16 protein-coding genes are annotated in these 18580 nt (G+C 61.5%); 12 read left to right on the top strand and 4 right to left on the bottom strand.

Annotated features, from left to right (window positions below):
- Positions 1-18 precede the first annotated feature (18 nt).
- Complete coding sequence (locus tag HZ994_09905; GenBank protein ID QTN32634.1) at positions 19-768, bottom strand: topoisomerase DNA-binding C4 zinc finger domain-containing protein; 750 nt, start codon at positions 766-768, stop codon at positions 19-21.
- A gap of 180 nt (positions 769-948) precedes the next feature.
- Here HZ994_09905 and HZ994_09900 point away from each other — a divergent pair, with 180 nt between their 5' ends.
- The 6 genes from HZ994_09900 (at position 949) to HZ994_09875 (ending at position 7674) form a co-directional block, all read left to right on the top strand.
- Positions 949-1701, top strand: a complete 753-nt coding sequence (locus HZ994_09900; GenBank protein QTN32633.1) for a hypothetical protein — start codon at positions 949-951, stop codon at positions 1699-1701.
- Between the two features lie 22 nt (positions 1702-1723).
- Positions 1724-2263, top strand: coding sequence for a hypothetical protein (locus HZ994_09895; GenBank protein ID QTN32632.1), 540 nt, complete (start codon positions 1724-1726; stop codon positions 2261-2263).
- A gap of 28 nt (positions 2264-2291) precedes the next feature.
- Positions 2292-2711, top strand: a complete 420-nt coding sequence (locus HZ994_09890) for a hypothetical protein (GenBank protein QTN32631.1) — start codon at positions 2292-2294, stop codon at positions 2709-2711.
- A 334-nt stretch (positions 2712-3045) separates the two neighbouring features.
- Complete coding sequence (locus tag HZ994_09885; protein QTN32630.1) at positions 3046-5505, top strand: DUF1553 domain-containing protein; 2460 nt, start codon at positions 3046-3048, stop codon at positions 5503-5505.
- 14 nt (positions 5506-5519) lie between these two features.
- Positions 5520-6827, top strand: a complete 1308-nt coding sequence (locus HZ994_09880) for a DUF1501 domain-containing protein (GenBank protein QTN32629.1) — start codon at positions 5520-5522, stop codon at positions 6825-6827.
- Positions 6828-6951: 124 nt separating this feature from the next.
- Complete coding sequence (locus HZ994_09875) at positions 6952-7674, top strand: GDSL family lipase (GenBank protein ID QTN32628.1); 723 nt, start codon at positions 6952-6954, stop codon at positions 7672-7674.
- 47 nt (positions 7675-7721) lie between these two features.
- On the opposite strand, the gene HZ994_09870 is transcribed toward HZ994_09875, so the two are convergent.
- Positions 7722-8063 (bottom strand): EF-hand domain-containing protein, encoded by a 342-nt coding sequence (locus HZ994_09870; protein QTN32627.1) that lies wholly within the window; start codon positions 8061-8063, stop codon positions 7722-7724.
- Between the two features lie 277 nt (positions 8064-8340).
- On the opposite strand from HZ994_09870, the gene HZ994_09865 reads away from it, so the two are divergent.
- The 6 genes from HZ994_09865 to HZ994_09840 all read left to right on the top strand — a co-directional run bounded on the left by HZ994_09865 (position 8341) and on the right by HZ994_09840 (position 16718).
- Positions 8341-9810 carry a DUF1501 domain-containing protein gene (locus tag HZ994_09865; protein ID QTN32626.1) on the top strand — a complete coding sequence of 490 codons (1470 nt, stop codon included), beginning with the start codon at positions 8341-8343 and terminating at the stop codon, positions 9808-9810.
- Between the two features lie 113 nt (positions 9811-9923).
- The gene (locus HZ994_09860; GenBank protein ID QTN32625.1) at positions 9924-12608 is read left to right on the top strand and encodes a valine--tRNA ligase; all 2685 of its coding nucleotides are present in this window, start codon (positions 9924-9926) and stop codon (positions 12606-12608) included.
- Between the two features lie 4 nt (positions 12609-12612).
- Positions 12613-13689, top strand: coding sequence for a DUF4332 domain-containing protein (locus HZ994_09855; protein ID QTN32624.1), 1077 nt, complete (start codon positions 12613-12615; stop codon positions 13687-13689).
- A gap of 4 nt (positions 13690-13693) precedes the next feature.
- Positions 13694-14602, top strand: coding sequence for a thioredoxin family protein (locus tag HZ994_09850; GenBank protein QTN32623.1), 909 nt, complete (start codon positions 13694-13696; stop codon positions 14600-14602).
- Positions 14599-15330, top strand: coding sequence for a hypothetical protein (locus HZ994_09845; GenBank protein QTN32622.1), 732 nt, complete (start codon positions 14599-14601; stop codon positions 15328-15330). The genes HZ994_09850 and HZ994_09845 overlap by 4 nt, the downstream gene beginning before the upstream one ends.
- Before the next feature lie 2 nt (positions 15331-15332).
- The gene (locus tag HZ994_09840) at positions 15333-16718 is read left to right on the top strand and encodes a sulfatase (protein QTN32621.1); all 1386 of its coding nucleotides are present in this window, start codon (positions 15333-15335) and stop codon (positions 16716-16718) included.
- A 100-nt stretch (positions 16719-16818) separates the two neighbouring features.
- Here the strand turns inward: HZ994_09840 and HZ994_09835 are convergent, their stop codons facing one another.
- On the bottom strand, positions 16819-17799 hold the full coding sequence (locus tag HZ994_09835) for a DUF1080 domain-containing protein (protein ID QTN32620.1): 981 nt from the start codon (positions 17797-17799) through the stop codon (positions 16819-16821).
- Positions 17800-17841: 42 nt separating this feature from the next.
- Positions 17842-18558 carry a hypothetical protein gene (locus HZ994_09830; GenBank protein ID QTN32619.1) on the bottom strand — a complete coding sequence of 239 codons (717 nt, stop codon included), beginning with the start codon at positions 18556-18558 and terminating at the stop codon, positions 17842-17844.
- Positions 18559-18580: the final 22 nt, after the last annotated feature.

The raw sequence follows: 18580 nt of genomic DNA, 5'->3' as shown, positions 1-18580 counted from the left end.
CCGATCAGACGGATCTCTTCAAACAGGCATGGTTCTCTTACACTCCGGGTAACCCGAACATCCCCAGAATTGGGAGCCTTCGTTTTTCCCTTGGCGGGCGGTGCGCAGAGACATCGGCTTGCCGCAGTCCTCGCACTTCGGGGAGGAGTCGTCGGGTTTGTTGCGCTCCGCGATGCGGGCGCTGGCGAGCTGTTCCTTGTAGCCACCCTCCGAGATGAAACTCTGCTCCATGGCGAGAAGCTGCTGATCCAGCAGAAAATTCGCCTGGTGAATCAGGCAGATCAGCGTATTCGCGATCACGGTGGGGTCCTTGTTTTCCAGCCACGGCCGGTAGAGCTGGTAGCGGGCACGGTCTCCGGCGTCTTCAGAGCTGTCCAAGAGATCCGACCGATCGGACGGATCCGACCGATCTCTCCTCCCCAGCCTCCGCACGGCATCCGCCTCCGGACTATCCTTCCCCCAGAGCGGCAGATCGTTCTGCCGGAGGTAATCCTGGAAATCCAGCAGGAGCTCTTCCTGGCTGGCTCTTGCTACGTTCGTGAGAAGCAGTTCGGAGTGGCTGCTTACGGCGCCGGCGCGGTTCCCCTCCGCGATGTTCTGGCGTCCGCTGCGCGCGGCCTGCACCATTTGGTCGCTGGTGCGGCTTTTGAAATCCACGAAGTTCCTACAAAACGCAACCGTGCCATCATAGATGAGAGTCGTGATTTGAAAGCTCCGCAGGTTGCGGTAGCCGCCGGTCTTTCGGATACGTCTGGGTGCTTCGTCCATGGGTCTAGGCGTTGAAAATTTCCTCAGTTCCAGCGAGACGGCTACAAGATACTGGATGGCAACGCCATATATAATTAGGCTCCCAGCTACTTCAGCGCGAAATATTCTAAGGAACCGATCGCTCGCGTGTCATGACAGATACGGAGCGACTTTTCCTCGCCCCATCCCACATCATTCACCATGAAACATTTGGCAATCACAACCACACTCCTGATGACATTCTCAGGAATCCTGCCCGTTTCCGCCTACAGCGGGATCGCGGACGTCAACGGCTGGAGCACAGACCAGCTCCAGGAAGCCGGGATCACGATCAAGCCCTGGGCAAACGACGAGGGCCGGGACTTCCCCGCCGTGAGGTGGGTGGAGATTTCCTACGATTGGAAGAAAATGGGTGAAGACCGCCACGTGGAAATGACGCTTTATTCCGGCACCAAGGATTTCAAGGCCGCCTCACTGTGCCGAGCCGAACACCGCAAGGGACAGACCGACCCGACGAAGCTCCTTTTCGCCATACCCAGGGAGAACATTGAGAACTGCTACGTATGGATCCTGTTTCCCGAGGAGGACAAGGAAATCGATAAGTCGCAAATGTTTGGGCTGGGCGACGGCCCGCAGGGATTTTCCCTGGATGCCTGGCGCATGATCCAGCTGGCCGGGGGAGTTCCCGAAGAGAAACCCGGTGCGTTGGGCGAAGTTCTGCCGGCCACGGGCGAAGAAACCGCCTCCACTCCCGAACCGGAAAATGCGAAAGGCGTAGCCAAGCCGGATGCAAAGTCCCTTGTATTCAAATGCCCGGTTTGCGGCCTCGCTTACAAGCGTTGTGGCAACCCACATTGCGGCCTCGGACCCGACGAACACCACAAGGTGAACCACCCTCCAACCCATGGGGTCGACTGCAAGGGAAGTGCCGGAAAGAATCCGGTCGGAAAGTGAGTTTTCCTTCTGAAAAACAACCATGAAAGCGCTCCTTTTGATGACCATGATCGCCCTGACGGGAAACGCGCTGGCTACGAAGTTTGCACCGCCGAAGAGCCACGATGTGGAATCGACCAACGGGAAGTTCAAGCTCCACGTGAACGCCGAGGACGGCGGGCACGAGGTGACAGGGGATTTCCGCTTCCTGAAGCTATGGAAGTTCCACCATGACATATCGAACCACAGCTTCTTTGTCAGCGACGACGGCGAGGCGGCGGTCGTCGTGCACTGGGCTTGGTGCAAGGCCGACGAACTGGACGAACCCGCGGTGGTGATCTACGGGCGCGATGGCGCGCGGCGAATCTTCACCTATCGACAGCTTTCCACCCCGCGCAAACCCGGCGAGGACGAGATCGGCCCGATCGGGGACTTCTGGCGCCTCTGGCGGGACGACGCCACGATCAAGGGGAACCTGCTGACCATTCAGGTGGAAGGCCGCAAGACCCAGGTCATTGATCTCAAAACGGCTGCTTGCGTTGAAGTAGACAAACAGGGGAATCCTGCTGAAAATGGGCACTGAAACCTAGCAAACCTAACTTGCCACAAAAATGAAGAACCTAACCACCGTCGCGATGGTTGCCGTCTTGGCGTTTGGAAGTCTCCTTGGGTGCAACCCTCATGCTCGCCCGGCAGAGAGCAAAGGGTCTGGTCTGGGCTCCGTTGAAATGGCGGTTGCCTCCGAAGTGCTTGTCCAAGCCCTACAAAAGAATGATTTCGAGATGATAGCGGGGAAGAACTTTCAACAGATCCTGCCAGTCGACACGCCCTACACTGGCTATGAAGGCCTGGTTGCCTTGCGCGACAGGAGCGCCAAAGCGCCGAACGAGTTCGTCGTTGGCGTGGGGCCGGATACCGTGATGTGGTTCAAGTCGCACGATATCACCGGCAACGATGCCATCGTGGAATGGGAAGCGCATGTCCAGAAGCGGATCACTCTCGTAGAGCGTTTGGCAGCCGATAAGCAGTAGTCCTGGGAACCGAAACGGGAAGCAGAACAAGATCACATGAAATGGCAGCGAGGGAAGGCGGGGATCCATGCACGATCAACCTCAATACCGGCGCGCTCCAATGAGCCCGGAGCCTGCAAAGACGCGCAAATCGAGAGATTCACATGGAAATTTCGGAATCGATTCCGGATTTCCAGGTAAACGATTTCCCGGTAACTTAGCGATCCGCTGATCAAAAACACAACTTCTCCATAGGTTGCCCTCTGTCTGATTCGAACCCTCCGCCCGTAAAAATAAACGGGAATTTATCCGAACCGCTCCCTTCCGTTCATCTCACCGGGGTTTCATCTTGTATATGAAACCCCCATTGATCCCCGCCACCATTCTCGCGACCGCGCTCAGCGCCGCCGGGGATGATTTTTTCGAAACGAAGATCCGCCCCGTGCTGGTGGAGAACTGCTACGAATGCCACTCGGCGGAGGCCGGGAAATCGAAGGGCGGCCTGCAGCTCGACACGCGCGAGGGCATCCGCACCGGCGGCGACACCGGGCCGGCGGTGGTGCCGGGTGATCTGGAAAACAGCCTGCTCATCGAGGCCATCCGATGGCATGACGAGGACACCGGCATGCCTCCGGAGAAAAAGGGCGGCAAGCTGCCCGACGCCATCATCGCCGACATCGAGGCATGGGTGAAATCCGGAGCCGAGGATCCGCGCGACGGCAAGGCCGCGCCGAAGCAATACGACGGCATGTCCGCGAAGGACTGGTGGGCGTATCAGCCGATGACCAAGCCCGAGGTGCCGGAGGTGAAGAACCAAACCTGGGCGAAGACCGACATCGACCGCTTCATCCTCGCGGAGCTTGAGGAGAAAGGCCTGGAGCCGGTCGGGCGCGCCGACAATGCGACCCTCGTCCGGCGCCTGTATCTCGATCTAACAGGACTCCCTCCGGCGCCGGATGCGTCAGCTGAAAACCTTGTGGATCGCCTGTTAGAAAGCCGCGAGTTCGCCGAGCGCTGGGGCAGGCATTGGCTCGATGTCGCACGCTATGCCGAAACCACCGGCGGCGATATGAACGTGACCTTGCCCGAGGCATGGCGCTACCGCGACTACGTGATCGACTCCTTTCATGAGGACAAGCCCTTCGACGAGTTCATCCGCGAGCAACTCGCCGGCGACCTGCTGCCCACTGCCAGCGATCCCGAGCGCGCGGAGCACCAGATCGCCACCGGTTTCCTTGCCATCGGCCAGAAATCCCTCAACGGCACGGATCCGAGACAGTTCGCGGTCGATGTGGCGGACGAACAGATCGACACGGTGTCGCAGGCTTTCATGGGCACGACCATTTCCTGTGCCCGCTGCCACGACCACAAGTTCGACCCCATCACCCAGAGCGACTACACCTCCATCGCCGGCATTTTCCTCAGCACCGACACACGCTACGGCACTGCCGGCGGCGTGCGTGAACGCAACGCCTCCAACCTCATCGACGCGCCTGCATCCTACGAACTGCCCACCGTCGAGCGCAGCATGGATCCCGAGGAATGGCAGCGCAAAAAAGCCCAGCTCGATGATCTCATCAAACAGCGCGACGCCGCGCTCGCCTCGCGCAGACCCGGCGGCCAGTCGTCCGGAGGAGGCGGGGAAATGACCGGCTTCGACGTGGTGCGCATCATCACACAGGCGAAGCGGATCGAGCTGGAGCTCAGCGCCTTCCATCCGGATGGCAGCGTGAAACCGAAGATCATCGGAGTCCTCGACAAGCCCACCACCGCCCCTCCCGCCGACCACAGCGCTGCCAGGAGAGGTGGGCCGAACGCCAGCAAGCGCGCGGACAGCGGTTTCCTGACCGTCGGAGATAGCCCGCTTTTCGTGCGCGGCAGCATCGACAACGAAGGCGAAAAGGTTCCCCGTGGTGTTCCGGAAATCCTCGCCCGCGGTCATGCGCTTGAGATTCCTGCGGGCAGCAGCGGGCGGCTTGAACTCGCGGAGTGGATTGCCTCGCCTGAAAACACCCTGACCGCCCGCGTGACCGTGAACCGCGTCTGGTATTGGCTCTTCGGGCGCGGGCTGGTGGAGACGGTGGATAATTTCGGTGCCAGCGGCATCGCTCCATCCCATCCCGAACTGCTCGACTACCTCGCGCAGCAGTTCATCGCCGATGGCTGGAGCATCAAGAAACTCATCAAGCGCATCGTCAGCAGCAGCGTCTATCAGCTCGATACGATGTATGACGAAAAGAACCACCTCGTCGATCCCGACAACAAATTGCTCTGGCGGATGAACGCCCGGCGGCTCGACGCGGAAACCATCCGCGACGCTATGCTCGCCGCCAGCGGCAAGCTCGAAACCAAAGCACCGACCGGATCGATGATCGCAGTGGCGGGCGACGGCCCCATCGGCGGCGACCGTTTCCAGGTGCTCAAGGAAAGCCAGATTGAAACGGCCACCAGCCACCAGCGAAGCATCTACCTGCCCATCGCGCGCACCGTGCAGGTGGAGTCGCTGGCCGTGTTCGACTTCAGCGATCCGAGCATCGTCCGCGGCGCGCGTGACACCACGATCGTGCCGCCACAGGCGCTTTACCTCATGAACGACGAGTTCGTCGCGGAAATGGCCACCGCGATGGCGGAGTGCGTGATGCAGGTGGACGGCTTCGAGCGGCGTTTCGACCTCGCCTGCCGCCTGGCCTACGGACGCAAAGCCCTGCCCGAAGAGCTGGCTGCCGCCCGCAAGATCACCGGCGACGACCTGAACGCATGGACGGGCATCTGCCGCGCCCTGTTCGGCAGCGCCGATTTCCTTTTCATCAACTGAACCAAAAAAACACCATGAACCGCAGACATTTCCTACAAACCAGCTCGCTCGGCTTCGGCTGGATGGGCCTCTCCGCCCTGGCCTCCGAGACCGCAGCGAAATCGCCGAAACGCGTGATCTTCCTCTGCATGCGCGGAGCGCCTTCGCATGTGGATACCTTCGACTACAAGCCCAAGCTCAACGCCGACTCCGGCAAGCCCGGATCCCGCCCCGGCACGCAGCTGTTAGGCTCGCGCTGGAAATTTTCGCAGCACGGCCAGAGCGGCCACTGGATGTCCGAACTTTTTCCCGAACTCGCCGCCTGCGCGGATGATCTCTGTTTCCTCCACGGCATGCAAACGGAAGTCCCGGCGCATCCCCAGGCCTACCTGCGCATGCACACCGGCAGCTCGCAGTTCGTGCGGCCTTCGATGGGTGCATGGACGCACTACGGGCTGGGTTCGGGCAACGAAAACCTTCCGGGTTTCATCACCCTCGCCCCGCCCAGCGGCCTCGGCGGTGCGCAGAACTACGGCAGCGCTTTCCTTCCCGCGAAATACCAAGGCACCCGCATCGGTGTCGAGAAACGCCCCATCTCCAGCGCCGAAGTGGCCAATTTAAAATCGAGCCTCACACCGGATTCGCAACGCGCGGAACTCGACCTCGTCCAAGCGCTCAACCAGTCCAAGCTCACCCGCGAAAAACACGATCCGCAGGTCGAAGGGCTCATCGAATCCTTCGAGCTCGGCTACCGCATGCAGAGCGAGATGCCCGGCGTCATGGATATTGAAAAGGAAACGGAAGCCACCCGCCGCCTCTACGGGATCGGCAATCCTGTCACCGACGACTTCGGCCGCAAGTGCCTGCTCGCCCGCCGCATGGTCGAGTCCGGCGTGCGTTTCGTGGAAATCAACCACGGCGACTGGGATCACCACTTCAACCTCGGCGAAGCGCTGCCCGCAAGCTGCGCCTCGGTCGATCTTCCCCTGCGCGGCTTGCTCACCGACCTGAAATCGCGCGGCCTGCTCCAGGACACGCTCGTCATCTGGGGCGGGGAGTTCGGCCGCACCCCGCACGCCGAAGGCCAGGACGGCCGCGACCACAACGTCGGCGCCTTCACCATGTGGATGGCGGGCTGCGGCGTGAAAGCCGGCGCGCGCTACGGCGTCACCGACGATTACGGCTACGAAGCCGTGGACGGAAAAGTCAGCATCCACGACTGGCACGCCACCATCCTCCACCTGTTAGGCCTCGATCACGAAAAGCTCACCTACCGCCACGCCGGGCGTGACTTCCGCCTGACTGATGTGCATGGACGGGTGGTGAGTGAAATTGTGGCGTGATCTGCCAATCCTGTTGCTCGGGCAACGGACGCCGCGCGCTCAACCTTTCGGTGTCCGGGCGGTCACCCCGTATTGACCGGGCTTCGGTTTTGCTGTTGTTTCGTCACATCAGATCAAACAAACCATGAAACCAAACCACATACGTCCCCTTATCCTCGTGCTTGCCACCCTGGCCGGATTCCCTGCCTTTGCACAGGAATTGGAAAGCACCACCCCCGTTGCCGCAAAGACCAATGGGGAAGCCTGGTGGAATGGGAACTGCACGAGGATCGACAACGACATCAAGAAGATGGATGGCAAGATCGACGTGGCCTTCGTAGGCGACTCGATCACGGCGCGCTGGAGGGACAGTGAAAACTGGAAGGGTCACTGGGGATCCTACCGCGCGGTCAACATGGGCATTGGCGGCGACCAAACGCAGCACGTGCTGTGGCGTCTCCAGAACGGCGACCTTGATGGCTACAAGGCGAAGCTTTTTGTCGTCATGATCGGAACCAACAACATGTGGGCCAGGGACGCCGACCCGGCAAACGCCGCGGCGGGGGTCAAGGCGGTGCTCGATTTGATCAAGTCCAAGCATCCGGAATCCAGGATCCTTCTCATGAGTCTCCTGCCTACCGGCGAAAAACCCAATCCAGGCCGCGACAAGCGCAAGGCCGTGAACGACCTGATTTCGAATCTCGCGGGTGGGAATGTCGAGTATGTCGATATCTGGGACAAGTATCTGGATGCCGATGGGATGATCAGCAAAGATAACATGGGTGACTTTCTCCACCTCGCCCCGAATGGCTATGACATCTGGGCGGAAGCCATCGCTGGCAAGGTCAAGGAGATCGTCGGTGGCTAAAAACAGCCCCACGACCACCAAGGCCGTGGGGCAGGGCTATGGTTTGCTTACTCGGCAGGGGGCAGGCCGTCGCCGCCACGCTTGCCGGGGCCTCCTTTGTGCGGCGGACGGTGGCTCTTGAACTCCTCGAGGCTCAGCTCGCCATTCCCGTCCTTGTCGATCTTCTTGAAGATCTCTTCGGCCTTTTCGGGATTCTCCTTCCCACGCGGGCCGGCCTTGAACTCGTCGAGGCTCACCGCTCCGCTGCCGTCGGCATCCAGTTTCTTGAAGATCGCCTCAGGGTTCGGACGCCCCTTGCCGGGCTTCTTGGGGCCTTTCGGGCCATCCTGGGCGCATGTCAGTGAAGTGGCGATGGCCATCGCCCCGATGATGTGTAGGTATGTTTTCATGGTGTTCGTTTTCTTGGTTGGTTCGCGGTTGGCATCTGCCGATCCGCTTCCATGTATGAAACTCCGCGCCCTACCCCCGGTTTCGCCCGGATTTGTTAAGAGTTTGTAAAATCCGAAACCGGCGGCGGCCCGGAAAGCGCGGACTCGGGCGCATCCGGAAGGACTGAGAAAACATGGATAACTCGTTGGAATCCGATGCGTATCAGGTGTATAGCCAGATCCTGCCACCACAACCGCCGGAAGCGCCTCAAGCCCGGCGCCGCAAACTCCCTTGCCCATGCTTGAAGTAACACGCCGCCATTTCCTCTCGAAGCTCTCCACCGGGATCGGCGGGGCAGCGCTCGCATCCCTGCTGCCGGAAAACCTGCGCGCGGCGTCCTCCGCAGCCGTCGGCGAAAAAATGATCGCCGACCACGCGCCCAAGGCCAAGCGCGTCATCTATCTTTTCATGTCAGGGGGGCCCTCCCACATGGATCTCTTCGATTACAAGCCGAAGCTCAACGAGCTCAACGGCGAGCAACTCCCGGATCACGTCCGAAACGGCCAGCGCCTCACCGGCATGTCGGGCAACCAGGCCTCCCTGCCGCTTGCCGGGTCGCAGTTCAAGTTCGCCCAACACGGGAAATCCGGGGCATGGGTCAGCGAGCTGCTGCCCCACACCGCCAAGGTGGTGGATGACCTCTGTTTCGTGAAATCCCTCTGGACCGAGGCGATCAACCACGACCCGGCGATGACCTTTTTCCAGACCGGCTCCCAGATCGCCGGGCGCCCCTCGCTGGGCTCGTGGGTCACCTACGGCCTCGGCACCGACAACGAGAACCTCCCCGGCTTCGTCGTCCTCACCACGAAAAAACCCACCGACCAGCCGCTCTATGCCCGCCTCTGGGGCACAGGATTCCTGGACTCCCGCTACCAGGGCGTGCGTTTCTCCTCCGGAAAGGATGCGGTTTTCTACCTCACAAACCCCGACGGCGTCTGCCAGTCCGGCCGCCGCGCCCTCCTGGACAAGGTCTCAGCACTCAACAGGATCGACTTCCACAACGAGCTCGACCCCGAGATCGAGACCCGCATTTCCCAATACGAAATGGCCTACCGGATGCAGACCAGCGTCCCGGAGGTCACGGATACCACAGACGAAACCCAGGAAACCAAGGATCTCTACGGCCCGGACTCCCAGAAGCCCGGCACCTTTGCGGCGAACTGCCTGCTCGCCCGCCGCCTCGCGGAGCGCGGCGTCCGTTTCATCCAGCTCTACCACCCCGGCTGGGATCAGCACGGAAACCTTCCCTCCGCCATCCGCAACCAGTGCAAGGAAACCGACCAGGGCTGCGCCGCCCTCATCACAGACCTGAAACGCCGGGGCATGCTTGAGGACACCCTCGTCGTCTGGGGCGGTGAGTTCGGCCGAACCGCCTATTCGCAGGGCACGCTCACCAAGACCAACTACGGCCGCGATCACCACCCCCGCTGCTTCACCGCATGGATGGCCGGCGGCGGCGTGAAAGCCGGCACCACCTATGGCACAACCGACGATTACGGCTACAACATCCTCGGTCCGGACGGCAACAGGATCGACAACCCATCGAAAGACGGCGATACCCCCGGCGCCGTCCACGTGCACGATTTCCACGCCACCATGCTCCACCAGCTCGGCATCGACCACACCCGCCTCACCTACAAGTTCCAGGGTCGCCATTTCCGCCTCACCGATGTCCACGGGCATGTGGTGAAAGACCTGCTTGCCTAGGCCGGCTTCCCGGGGCTGTCTCGCTTTTCCCCTCCACCCGCATCCTTCGGATAAGGCTTTCGCCTTGCTCCATGCTGGACAAAGGAATGCCCCTCCCCGAACATCCGCGCCCGATGTCCGAGTTAGCGAAAGCCTACGAGCCGCAGGCCGTGGAGGAAAAATGGTATGCCGCATGGCAAGAGGCGGGGTGTTTCCGCGCCGATGAACATTCCGAAAAGGAAGCCTACGCCATCGTCATCCCACCGCCCAACGTCACCGGCATCCTCCACCTCGGCCACGTGCTCAACAACTCGATCCAGGACATCCTCGCCCGCCGTGCGCGGCAGAAAGGCAAGGAAGTCCTCTGGCTCCCCGGCACCGACCACGCAGGCATCGCCACCCAGGCGAAGGTCGAGCGCGAGCTGCGCGAAAGCGAGGGCAAGACCCGCCGCGACCTCGGCCGCGACGAGTTCCTCAAGCGTGTCTGGGATTTCAAGGACAAGCACGGCGACATCATCATCAGGCAGCTCAAGCGCCTCGGCTGCTCCTGCGATTGGTCGCGCGAGCGCTTCACCATGGATCCGCAATACACCCGCTGGGTCAGCCAGGTGTTCGTCGACCTTTTCAACGAAGGCCTCATCTACCGCGGCAAGCGGATGGTCAACTGGTGCCCGGTTTCCCTCACCGCCCTATCCGACGAGGAGGTGATCATGAAGCCCTCGCGCTCCAAGCTTTTCACCATGAAATACGAGCTCGCCGACAGCCCCGGCGAGTTCATCCACATCTCCACCACCCGTCCGGAAACGCTGATGGGAGATGTTGCGATCGCCGTCCACCCGAAGCACCCAAAGTATGCCAAATGGATCGGGAAAATGGTGAAACGACCCTTCCCGGAAGCGCTCATCCCCATCATCGGCGACGACGCGGTGGATCTGGAGTTCGGCACCGGCGCGCTGAAAATCACCCCGGCCCACGACAAGGTGGACTTCGAGATCGGCCTCAAGCACGGGCTGGAGATCATCGACGTCCTCCATCCCGACGGCACGATGAACATGCCCTCCATGCCGGAGTTCGACGGGCTAGACCGCTTTGTCGCCCGTCGCAAGGCCGCCGCAAAGCTCGAGGAAATGGGCCTGCTCCTCGGTGTCGAGGAATACGAGAACAACGTCGGCTATTCCGAGCGCGCCGACGTGCCCATCGAGCCGCGCATCTCCATGCAGTGGTTCCTACGCTACCCGAAAATCAAGGAGTCCACCGAGGCCGTTGCCTCCGGGGAAATCGCTTTCCGCCCCGGACGCTGGGCGAAAACCTACGCCCACTGGATGGAAAACCTCCAGGACTGGTGCATCAGCCGCCAGCTCTGGTGGGGGCACCAGATCCCCGTGTGGTATCGCAAGGACAAGCTCACCGACCTCAAGAACGCCGAGTCACTCGAAACCAAGGACGCCGAAGCCGGGGACATCTACGTCGGCGTCGAGCCGCCGACAGAAGGCGATTGGGAACGCGATGAGGACGTGATGGACACCTGGTTCTCCTCGTGGCTGTGGCCGTTTGCTACGATGTCTGACGTAGGTGAAAACTCGCAGACACTGAAAAAATTCTACCCCACCACCGATCTCGTCACCGGCCCCGACATCATCTTCTTCTGGGTCGCGCGGATGATCATGGCCGGCTACCGCTTCGCCGACGGCCTCCCGTTCAGGAACGTCTATTTCACCTCCATCATCCGCGACCTCAAAGGCCGCAAGATGAGCAAGTCCCTCGGCAACTCGCCCGATCCCATCGACCTGATGGACAAGTTCGGAGCCGACGGCCTGCGCTTCGGCCTGATGCGCATCGCGCCCGTGGGTGCCGATGTCCGTTTCGACGAAAGCTCCGTCGAGGAAGGCCGGAACTTCGCCAACAAGCTCTACAACGCCTGCCGCTTCCGCCAGATGGACGGCAATGAGTTCGCCCCGCTCCCATCCGTGAAAGGCCTGCCGGTCTATCACATCCAGGTCATGGCGAAGCTTGACCAGCTCCAGGCGGATCTCGATGGCATTTACGGTGAATACCGTTTCGGCGAGATCGCCCAGCGCCTCTACGAATTCCTCTGGAACGACTTCTGCGACAAATGGCTGGAGGCGGTGAAAGCCGACCTCCGCGAATCCGCCACCCCGGAAGCCCGCGCCGCCGCGCTCGGCACTTTCGATGCCGCGATGAGCCGATACCTCCAGCTGCTGCATCCCTACATGCCTCACGTCACCGAGGAGCTTTCCGAGCGCATGGACTACGTTTCCCAAGGCGAGTTCCTGATGCAGAAAATCCTCCCGGAAAAGGCACTGCTCGCGGAGCTTTCCGCCGCAGAAATTTCCGCGGCCGACAAACATGCGACCGCGATCTACGAGACCGCAGGCCGCCTGCGCAACCTCAAGGCGGAATACAACCTCGGCTCCCGCAAGGACGTCCGCTTCATCATGAAAGGCGCCGCCCCATGGCTTTCCGCCGAACTCAACGTCCTCGCCCTGCTCGCCGGCGCTACGGAGATCCTAGTGGATGATTCCTACGAAGCCCCGAAAGGCACCCCCGCCGCCGTCACCCCTTCCGGCGAGGCCTACATGCCCATGGAAGGCCTGATCGATGTCGAGGCAGAGCGCACTCGCATCACCAAGGAGATTGAGAAGATCCACATCGAGGTGAAGAAAGCCGAAGGCAAGCTCGGCAACGCATCCTTCGTGGACCGTGCCCCGCCTGAAGTGGTGGAGCAGGAAAAACAGCGGCTCGGGGACTGGAAAGCCAAGCTCGCCCAGTTGCAGCAAATGCTCGAAGATCTAAAGTAAGCCCATGGCCTCACTCAACGAAATCAAAGGGATCGGCGAAGCCTCACTGCAACTCCTTGCCGCCGCAGGGATCCAGCATGCCGAAAGCCTTGCCGCGCAGGATGCCGGGGATCTTGTCGAAGAACTCAGGCGCACCAACGAGAGCCTGGGGATAAGCAAGCGCCCGCCCGGGATCGCCACCGTAGAGAAATGGATCGCCGGTGCCGCCGATCTTGTCGGCGCACCGCCGCCGGCCGCCGTGGATGAGCCCGGGGGTGAGACATCCGCCTCGCCCGTGCCTGTCAATTACGAGGCGAACGGCGAGGTTGCCGAAATGCTCTCACGCTCGCCATACGCGATCCCGCTGGCTGGCAGGATCATGATGGAGAAAGGCCTTGCCGTTTCCGATATCCCCGCCGGGCTGCTGCTCAACCGCTATTCAGGCGACCTCGATGTCCGCGTGGATGATCCCGCCGCACAGAGGACGGAAGTCCCCTCCCGCCGCTCCTCCGGGAACATGGAAACGATAGAGAAAACCACCGCCCGCCGCCACTTCGAGGCCTCATCCGCAAAGCCGATGGGGCTTCCCACAACCGGCGAAAAGCGCATCCCGAAGTCCAAGCAAGGCCACGAGGAGGATAGGGTGTCCCTGATCCGCGCACCGCGCGAGCAGACCAACCGCGGGAAGGACCCCGAATCTCGCAGCTACGTCCGGGGAGTCCTCCACACACACCCGTGGAGCCTGCGCACCGGTGCGTTTTTCAGCCTCCTCCTGCTCGTGAACCTGCCGCTCGCCGTCATCGCAGCCCTGCTCCTCCTGCTCTCGCGCGAGATGCCGGAAACCTTCCCGGCGATACCCGAGTGGTTCCTCGCCTTTCCCATCGCCTTGCCCATCACAGGCCTGGGCTACCTGTTCTGGGGCGTTTCCGGAAAATGCCGCATCTGCACCCAGAAGCTCTTCGTGCACAAGGCCGCCCTCAAGCACGTCAAAGCCCACCACTTCAAGGGCATCGGCTACGTCGTCCCTCTTTGCATCCATCTTTTGCTCTTCAGCTGGTTCCGCTGTTCCTCTTGCGGAACCCCCGTCCGTCTGAAAAAATAGTCCCATGCGCCTTTCCGGGAAGCACGCCCTCAGCCTTGCAGCCGCACTGGCCTTCCCGTCTTGCGCGGACAAGGGCATCAACATCAAGGAATCCCTCCCGCCTCCCGGTGTCGGCCCGCCCATGACCACGGATGCCGGTTCCCCGTGGCCAGCCGGCGGCAACCAAACCCCCGCGTCCATCGCTTTCACCCCCCAGGAGGACATATCCTTCACGGATCCCGACAACCCCGATGCCGGCATCCCGGGCCTGGAAAACCTCATGTCCGCACCCAAGAAGGGGCCGTGGGAGGAAAGCGAGACCATCGCCCGCCAGACCGCCGCCCGCGAGGGCAAGCCAATCCTGATCTGGTTCACCGATTCCGCCCGCAGCCCCATGTGCAAAGCCCTCGCCGCCGAGCTCTTCGCCACCCCGGATTTCGGCAAATGGGCCGGGGAAAACCTCGTCCGCCTGCGTATCGATGCAAACGTCACCGTCAACGATCCCGAACTCTCCCTAGACGAGAAGATCACCCGCCAGACCGACCTGCGCAACTACGTCAAGCGCCTGAAAAAACGCTACCGCATCCTCGGCCACCCTTCCGTACTGATGCTCAATCCCAGCGGCGAGGTCATCACCCGCTACCGCGGCTACAAACGCGGCGACGCCGATTTCTACTGGGGTCTCATCAAACAGGGCGTCGCATCCTCGCAGGCCGCCTACGCTGACTGGCGGAAAGGTCTTGAGAAAAAAGGCTACCGCGAGTGGGAGGGTCACAGGGGCAACAAGGTTTTCGCGAAACTCGCCTCCTACTCCAACGGCACCCTCATCCTCATCGAGCCCGGTGGCGAGCGCTACAAGACCGATGAATCAAGGCTTTCCAAGGCCGACCGGAAATGGATCGCCGAACAGAAGGCAATGCGCGGCATCCAATGAAAGCCGCTCTCTGCATCGTCTGCATGACCCTCGCCGCATGTGCCCCGAAGCACACGCCCGAAGAGGCGCTTCGCATCGCCGTCACATACGCCGATCTGGATTGGCAGCCGAGGCAATGGCACATCCGCCACGGCAAGGACTCCGCAGGCATCCCCGTCCACACTCCGGACACAACCCTTGCCAGCCACACAGGGGACTCGCGCGGCTGGTGGGAACCCGGCGTCCCGGCCAAGGGCATGGCCTACAAATGGGGCGGTTTCGACACCCCGGAAAGCTTCCTCCAAGGCCTGCGCGAGGGGAAAAAGGCGGGTGACATCGCCAACACCTACAAAGTTCGCAACGACAACGCCGCCATCAGCTCCGAAAGCGTCGGCATCGACTGCTCCGGCTTCGTCTCCCGCTGCTGGGGGCTTGACCGCCATTATGATACCCGCGAACTGCCCGGTATCTCCGATCCCGTATCATGGGACGAGCTGCTGCCGGGCGACATCATCCTCAAAAGCGGCCACGTGCTCATGTTCGCCGCCCGCAAGGACGGATACGTCATCGGCTACGAGGCCGGCCCGAAGCCGACCTGGAGGGCACGGCGCGGAGCCATTCTCATCAGCTACCTGAAAAAGGAAGGCTACAACCCCTGGCGCTACCGCCACATGGCAAAGCCGTCGGCCTCAGCCACCGAAATCCAATACGACATCTACCGCCCGCGCAGCGACGCAGCATCCCACTGAACATGAAAACCATCCGAACCCTCCTTGCCCTGCTGATGATCGCCCCTGCCAGCGCGGACCGGCCCAACATCCTTTTCATCACCGCAGATGACATGAACCGCGATTCGGTCGGGGCCTTCGGCTGCACCATCGAAGGCATCACCCCGAACATCGACAAGCTCGCCGCCGAGGGCACCGCCTTCGACCGCGGCTTCGTCAACATCGCCATCTGCATGCCTTGCCGCGCCGTCTGGATGACAGGCCGCTATCCGCACCGCAGCGGCGCGCTTGGCTTCGACAGGATCAAGCCCGATGTCCCCTCGCTTCCGGAAGCCCTGAAACAAGGCGGCTACTACAACGCCCTGTTCGGAAAGGAAATCCACGTCGTGCCCTCCCGCCACGCCGCCTTCGACCTCATCCGCACCGAACGCGAGCTGAGGAGCGGCCGCGATCCGCAAGCCTACGCCGCCGCAATGCGCGATGCCATCGGGGCCGCAAAGGAAGCCGGGAAGCCCTTTTTCATCATGGCCAACGCCCACGATCCACACCGTCCCTTCTCCGGCAGCAAGGGCGATTACAAGGACGTCCCCGAAGCCTCCCGCCGCATCACCCCGGACGAGGTCGTCGTCCCCGGTTTCCTCCCCGACCTCCCCGACATCCGCACCGAGCTCGCGGACTACTTCACCTCCGTCCGCCGCGCCGACGATGTCGTCGGCGCCATCCTTGCGGAACTCGACAAGGCCGGCCTAACGGGGAACACGCTCGTGATTTTCCTCTCCGACCACGGCATGCCCCTGCCCTTCGCGAAGACCAACTGCTACCTCGCCTCCACCGCCACCCCGTGGATCGTTCGCTGGCCCGGCCATGCGGAGCCCGGTGCCCGCGATGGGGATCACTTCGTCTCCGGCATCGACATCGCACCCACCTTCCTCGCCGCCGCCGGATTGGAAAACCTCGCCGGCGCAGACGGCTCCTCCATCCTCCCCATCCTTGAGGGGAAAGCGCAGCCGGAGCGCAACAAGGCATTCACCTCCATCAACGCCCCGTATTCCGGAAAGCCGTTCCCCATGCGCGCCGTCAACGACGGCGAATCCCTCTACATCTGGAACGGCTGGGCGGACGGCAAAGCCTATTTCCAGAACGAATCCATGTCCGGCCTCACCTACAAGGCCATGAAAGCCGCCGCGAAATCCGATCCAGCCATCGCCGCCCGCGTGAAACTCTACGACAACCGTGTGCCCCAGGAATTGTATGACCTCCGCACCGATCCCGATTGCCTTCGAAACCTGATTGGGGAAAGCAGCGAGAAAGCCGCCTCACTGACCAAAGCCCTCCAACAACAGATGAAGGCAACCAACGACCCACAGCTGGAGAACTTCCAGTCCCAGGTAGGGCTGGCACCGGACTGAATGGGGGCCGCAATTTTTCCGATCGCGAAATGCATGGCGGAAAACCTCCCGACCACCGGGGGCGCTTGCGGACGCGCTTTCCCAATCGCGGTTCCTCACATCATTCTCCCGGCACGACCCAGATGTTCCTGAAAACGACGGGGTTGCCATGGTTCTGGAGAAAAATCGGCCCTTCGGGTGAGGTCAGGGGCTTGCTGCTGGGCGCTGATGTGGTGAAGTCCTTGTTCAGTTCCAGGTCTTCGTGGACCAATACGCCGTTGAGCTTCACGGTGATGCGCGGCCATGCCGTCCGTTTGCCGTCCGCATCGAACTTCGCGGCGGTGAAATCCACATCATACGTCTGCCATGCGAGCGGCGGCAGGCACATGTTGAGGAGCGGCTTGGAGATCGAGTAGATGCCGCCGCATTCGTTGTCTTTCCCCTCCAGGCCGAAGGAATCCAGGATCTGCGTCTCATAGCGGCCGCTGTGATAGATCCCGCTGTTGCCACGTGCCTGGCCGCGCGCGGAGGGCTTGTAGGGCGTCCTGAACTCAAGGTGAAGCCTGTAGCTTTTGAAGGCCTGTTTGCTGGTGCAGCCGGTGGCCAACAGAAACCCGTCCTCCATTTTCCCGTTCTCCCATGCATCGGCGGAGCTGCCATCGAAAAGCACCACCGCCCCCTCCGGGGCAGGCGCTCCGAGCGTTGGGCTTTTGCGCTCGATGCGCGGGGATGCGGGCACCGTGCCATCCCCTTCGATCAGACGGAATTTCCCCTCGGAAATTGCCGCCGATAGCTTCTCGCCCTTGAAGACGATGTCCCCAGCCTCCCGCTTGCCCCTGAGGACGGAGCGTGCTTTTCCCGGCGTCCATCCCAGCCCGGGCAGGCCGCCTTCGAGCACATAGGCATCGAACTTCCCATCCCCGAGCGCCACCACCTGAACCCCGGAATCCTCACCTGCGTATTCGCCTTGGATCAGGAAATCCGGATCTTCCTGCGCCACCAGACCGGGATCCGTCCAGGTCTTGTTTTTTTCTTCCGCAAACCCCGCCTGCACGAAGACGGCGAGGGATGCGAACGCCAGGCTGCGGGTCAGGGCTCTCATGGTTTCAGGATCGTGTCGCGCTTCGTGAATGCAATGGCCTCCCTAATCGATCATCGGAAAGGTGATGCTCTCGAAATCCACGCGGTTGAAGCGCGAATCCCAATTGAAAATGCAAAGCTCCCGTCGGGTCGAATAGAGCGCGACGGTGGAGGCGGTGATCATGTCCCATTCCTTGCGCTCCGGATGGAAAAAGCTCAGGCGGATCGGCAGGCTGACGGTTTTTTTGGCTCCTAGGGGGTTATGGATTTTCGCTTGTCCCGGAGTTACGAGGAATTTCTCCCTACCCAGCTCGATGCCAATCTGGAGCTTGGTCATGTTCAGGAACATGGTGTCCCCTCCCTTCATGGCCGCCAGATCCTGGACTTTCGTCTGGAAGAGCAAGCCGTCCGCATTCTTCGCGGCCGGCATGAGGATGATCATGGCGGCGGACACCGTTTCGGGAACGCTGGCTTGGGCGAGGGTGAGATACGCCGGTTTTTCCGGGTCTTTCGGGTTCTCGATCCTGCGCACGATGCGGAGGATGCCATCCGCCGGGATCTTCACCGGCTCGCTGGCGGAAAGCTTGGACAGGAGAATCTCGCTGATGTCCTTGCCTGACATGACGCTGACGGGATTCTCGAGACCCTCCGGCATGCTGGTGTAGACAAACCATGCCTGCCTGCCCCTGGTTTTTTTTGCAGGCTCACCCTCATCCTGCTGGGCAGGCAATGGGATAAGCGTGCAAGTCAGGATGGAGAGGCAAATGGCGAAGTTTTTCATGGGCGCTGATGGGGAAGAAAGC

It is taken from the genome of Akkermansiaceae bacterium (assembly GCA_017798145.1).
Taxonomy (GTDB): Bacteria; Verrucomicrobiota; Verrucomicrobiia; order Verrucomicrobiales; family Akkermansiaceae; genus Luteolibacter.
This window is presented reverse-complemented; position numbering and strand designations above follow the sequence as displayed.